The sequence below is a fragment of the Sporosarcina koreensis genome (assembly GCF_001531445.1).
In the GTDB taxonomy this organism is placed as follows: Bacteria; Bacillota; Bacilli; order Bacillales_A; family Planococcaceae; genus Sporosarcina; species Sporosarcina koreensis_C.
In genome coordinates, this window is record NZ_LQYA01000245.1 from 126,435 (window position 1) to 131,326 (window position 4,892).

The 4,892-nt window shown below is 43.4% G+C and carries 5 protein-coding genes; 1 reads left to right on the plus strand and 4 read right to left on the minus strand.

Annotation, left to right across the window (positions count from 1 at the left end):
* From AWV70_RS24935 to gpr, 4 genes are all read right to left on the minus strand, one after another.
* On the minus strand, positions 1-286 hold a 286-nt coding region (locus AWV70_RS24935; protein WP_349675588.1), incomplete at its 3' end, for a radical SAM protein.
* 200 nt (positions 287-486) lie between these two features.
* Entirely contained in the window at positions 487-2,310 is a 1,824-nt protein-coding gene (gene lepA / locus AWV70_RS20855) for a translation elongation factor 4 (protein WP_060210410.1), read from the minus strand.
* A gap of 204 nt (positions 2,311-2,514) precedes the next feature.
* Entirely contained in the window at positions 2,515-3,363 is an 849-nt protein-coding gene (spoIIP, locus tag AWV70_RS20860; RefSeq protein ID WP_060210411.1) for a stage II sporulation protein P, read from the minus strand.
* Positions 3,364-3,405: 42 nt separating this feature from the next.
* Positions 3,406-4,449: a GPR endopeptidase gene (gpr, locus tag AWV70_RS20865; protein WP_060210412.1), complete on the minus strand. Its 1,044-nt coding sequence runs from the start codon at positions 4,447-4,449 to the stop codon at positions 3,406-3,408.
* A 166-nt stretch (positions 4,450-4,615) separates the two neighbouring features.
* Here gpr and rpsT point away from each other — a divergent pair, with 166 nt between their 5' ends.
* On the plus strand, positions 4,616-4,867 hold the full coding sequence (gene rpsT, locus AWV70_RS20870; RefSeq protein WP_060210413.1) for a 30S ribosomal protein S20: 252 nt from the start codon (positions 4,616-4,618) through the stop codon (positions 4,865-4,867).
* The last annotated feature ends 25 nt before the right edge of the window (positions 4,868-4,892 follow it).

Here is a 4,892-nt window from a genome sequence, read left to right on the forward strand (position 1 = left end):
TCGCCTCTGTCGAAAATTCCCGCAACGCACGGACATTGACGTGCTGATGGATAAGTTCAAGTAATCGATCCAATTGTTTTTCTGATAATGACGTCGGTGTTCCTCCGCCAAGAAAGACTGTTTCAAGCCCTTCGAATGAATGGCCTTCATTTGCCATGATTGCAAGTTCGTTTCCGATCGATTCGATATACTCATCAACTGGTTGGTTTTTAAAGAACACTTTATTGAAGTCGCAGTAAAAGCATATCTGGTGGCAGAAAGGAATATGAATATACATGCCTCGCATTTGTTATGTCCCCTTTCTTTCGGCAATGCCGGTCGTGCAAAAAGGAGCCCGAAATGGACTCCTTTTAATTTTAGATATCAATCTTCATCCAGCTCCGGACGCCAGAGACTCGGGGTCATAAGACAAAGCTGCTCTGTGGCAAAAAGCGCCACTCCGCATCTTTGCCTTATGCCAGTCGTCTCTAGCAGGCGCCCTTCGCTTTAGTCTTCATCCATCTTAAGAACAGCCATAAACGCTTCTTGTGGGACTTCGACGGATCCGACTTGCTTCATCCGTTTCTTTCCTTCTTTTTGTTTCTCAAGCAATTTACGTTTACGGGAGATATCTCCGCCGTAACATTTGGCAAGAACGTTTTTACCAATCGATTTGATTGTCGAACGAGCAACGATTTTTTGACCGATGGCAGCTTGAACCGGCACTTCGAACTGTTGACGCGGGATTAGGTTTTTCAGTTTTTCAACAATCGCCTTCCCACGCTCGTAGCTGAAGTCACGGTGGACGATAAAGCTAAGAGCGTCGACTTGCTCACCGTTCAATAGGATGTCCATTTTGACAAGCTTCGATGTTTTATAGCCGATCAGTTCATAGTCAAATGACGCGTAGCCTTTCGTTCCTGATTTTAATTGGTCGAAAAAGTCATAGACAATTTCTGCAAGAGGCAATTCATAAATGATATTGACACGTGAAGCGTCCAAATAATCCATTGTAATGAAGTTCCCACGTTTTTGCTGACATAATTCCATGACAGATCCGACGTATTCGTTCGGTACCATGATGGATGCTTTCACATAAGGCTCTTCGACGTGGTCAATCTTTTGAGCATCCGGCATCATGGAAGGATTGTCGACTTTCAATTCTTTTCCGTCAGTCGTAACCACATTATAAATAACACTAGGTGCTGTTGTGATCAAGTCAATCTTAAATTCACGTTCAATCCGCTCTTGGATGATTTCCATATGGAGCAATCCAAGGAATCCGCATCGATATCCGAAGCCAAGTGCTTGTGATGTCTCTGCTTCATATTCCAAGGCTGAGTCGTTCAGCTCAAGCTTCTCAAGCGCTTCCCGCAAATCGACATATTTTGACGAGTCGATTGGATATAGTCCGCAGAATACCATTGGATTCAATCGACGGTAACCAGGTAACGGTTCACTCGCTTGGTTTTTCGCGTTCGTAATTGTATCACCAACCCGCGTATCACCCACATTTTTAATGGCTGCAGAGAGGAACCCAACATCGCCGACCGACAATTCATCGCGCAATGAAATATTCGGTGTGAATACTCCCGTTTCAATGACTTCGAATTCTTTACCAGTCGCCATCATACGGATTTTATCGCCAGGTTTAACGGTCCCTTCGACAATTCGAATATTGACGATGACGCCTTTATATTGATCATAATGCGAGTCGAAGATCAATGCTTTCAACGGCGCTTCCGGATCTCCCGTAGGCGCAGGCACTTTCTCGACAATTTGCTCAAGGATCTCTTCGATGCCGATGCCGGCTTTCGCCGATGCATGGACTGCCTCGGAAGCATCCAAGCCAATGACATCTTCGATTTCCTGTTTCACTTTATCTGGATCTGCTGCCGGCAAATCGATTTTATTGATAACGGGCAAAATTTCCAGATCATTGTCTAACGCTAAATAAACGTTTGCCAACGTTTGCGCTTCAATTCCCTGGGCCGCGTCAACAACAAGGAGCGCCCCTTCACATGCTGCAAGGCTTCGTGACACTTCATACGTAAAGTCTACGTGCCCTGGAGTATCGATCAAATGGAACGTATACTCCTCGCCATTTTTCGCTGTGTATGATAATTGCACTGCGTTCAATTTGATCGTAATTCCACGTTCGCGCTCCAAATCCATGGAATCCAATGTCTGTGATTTCATTTCCCGCGAACTCACTGTTTCGGTTTTTTCTAATAATCGGTCGGCCAACGTCGATTTCCCGTGATCGATATGGGCAATAATAGAGAAGTTTCTAATGTTTTTTTGACGTGCCAATCTTTCCTCATGATTCATCTGTCAGTTCACTCCTATATAAGCTATTTGCATTATAGCAAATAACTGATAAACATGTTACATTTTCTTATTCCCGGAAATCAAATAATGAAAGCATCCATTTGACTTATCAAGTCTACCAGATGAGTTCGTTTTGATAAAGATTGGTGCTAATATCCAATACAAAAAAGGCTCCAAGGTCAGTCCATGGAGCCGTGACTTTATTTATTTCTCTTCAATTTCATCATTTGCCAACATTTCCATAATCACTTCAGAGATGACTATTAGCGTTCTGTTCAACTCTTCCTCTGAGTTCCCTACCCCGCCAAGTTCCATCAAAACGAGGTTAGGGTGAAGGTCTTGGTTATATTTTCCATCCACACCTGCTCCGCCTTTTGATATGACATTTCTCATAATGCCCGGTATTCTTTTTTCCATTTCCGATTTGAATTTGTTCGTAATCGCTTCATTCTTTTTGTATGAAGGGTTGTTTTGCCCTAGCACAAACGCAACTTTCGCGTAACGCTCCCCTTTATATCCAATTGTCGTCGCTTCAGGTCCGGCTGAATCCCGATGGATATCAATGATTAAATCGTACTCGTTTTCAGCAAGCTGCTTCTGGACGAATGGTCTTATATCCTTATAAGCACGTGAGTAAGACACTTTCTTTTTCAGCGTGTCAGTTTCCACACCATTGATTTCAAGTAAGCTTTTAAGTTTATCACTCATCTTCACTACGTTTTCGGTCTGATGTTGATCAACGGCAAGTTTTCCATCTACTGCTTTTGTAATCGGTTTGTATGCCTCGGTGGAGTGGGTGTTATAAAGCAATACTTTTCCAAGTTTACTTTCTTCATTCTCGGTTTCGGTTTCGGCTTCAGTTTCACTTTCGATTGCAGTTTCAGGAACCGCCTCATCTTCCGCTACAATGTTGGATGCGTAAACGATAAGGGCATTTTCTTTGACGATTTTTGAAGTCGATATTTTGGATTCCTCCGGTATGAATTGAATGAGTACCGGGAAAAGGAAAAGAACGAATACGATTGCAGTCCAGATTTGCAGATTTTTCTTCATGCGACATCCCCCCGTCTTCAACTATATGCGCGGGGGGAAGTGTCAATGACTCGTTTTTATGTCCTCAATCCACTCACTGATCGAGTCGGTCAACGTCTCCGCGTAAAGAGCTGCCCAAGAATCGATTTCTTTTGGTGAAATGAATGTATTCAAATCGTGGTTGGATAATACCTCTTCGAATAATTGAACTCTCTCTTCATGCGGCCATGAAGTCCAATCTCCAAATATAGGGATTAACTTCGTCCTATCCGCTTCCTTGTTCGGCTGATGCAGCCACGGTGAAACGGACAGACGGGATGAAGGATGGCTTTCTTCCTCAATTTTGGAGGCGATATAATTGAACAACGTATTGATGGCGTCTGCTATCAATACTGGACCATCAACGACAGTCGGGATGCCGATTGCGATGACCGGGATGCCCAAGGTTTCCCTCGATAACTCTTTTCGACTATTTCCTACTCCGGAACCCGGATGTATACCTGTGTCCGTCATTTGAATTGTTTTGCATAATCTTGAACTGTCGCGGGCAGCTAATGCATCTATGACGAGCAGGAGATCAGGTTGGATTTCAGTCACCAATGCTTTAACGAAATCGGCCGTTTCGAGTCCAGTCTGAATCGTCACACCAGGAGCATAGACGAATAATTCGCTCCCTTCGTCCGAATAATATAGAGGGACAATCTCTTTCAGACGATCCATCGTCAGCGGCCCGACAGCGTCTGGAGTTACTTCTCGATTTCCAAGTCCGACCATTAGGATTTTTCCTGTTTTCAAATTCTTTATCCCTGAAGTCAGTTCGGTCAGCTTCGTTTTAAGCATACCAGCCATCTCTTGGAGTCCTTCACGATCGGTATGATTTAGCGTAGGGTTCGTCAGCGTCAAATAAGTGCCTCTTTTCTTGCCGATTTTCTTTTCCCCTTCAGCGTTGATTTTGACTGACGTTAGAATGACTCTTCCTTTTCGCTGCTCGTCAAATTGTATGCCTTCAGAATCTTTTAATTCCTGTTTTTCTTTTTCTGTCCGATGGCGTACCATTTCCTCGTTTTCGACGAGGAGGTCCGTTCGGTAAAAATCGTATTTATCCATTGTCATCACCTCAATATGCAGTTTGCACGTTGTGTCAAGGAAATATTCTTTGCATATTTTTATTGCGTTAAAGCTAGGTTTTTGCTAAAATGTTAATGTTGTAAAGAGATATCCGAATAGTATTATGGAAACACTCTTGCCTTACCTGAAATTGGAGGTGAATGGAATGCCAAACATCAAAGGTGCAATCAAGCGCGTTAAACAAAGTGCCGCAGCGAATGAGCAAAACTCACAATACAAAGCTGCAATGCGTACTGCTGTACGTAAAGCTGACACTGCGCTCATCAATAAAGAAGAGAACGCTTCTGAACTTTTGAAAGACGCAGTCAAAAAATTGGACACAGCTGCTCGTAAAGGTCTTATCCACAAAAATACAGCTGCTCGTCAAAAAGCACGTCTTACGAAAAAAGCTTTGTAATAATCAAAAGCGGAGGGCGGCGGTT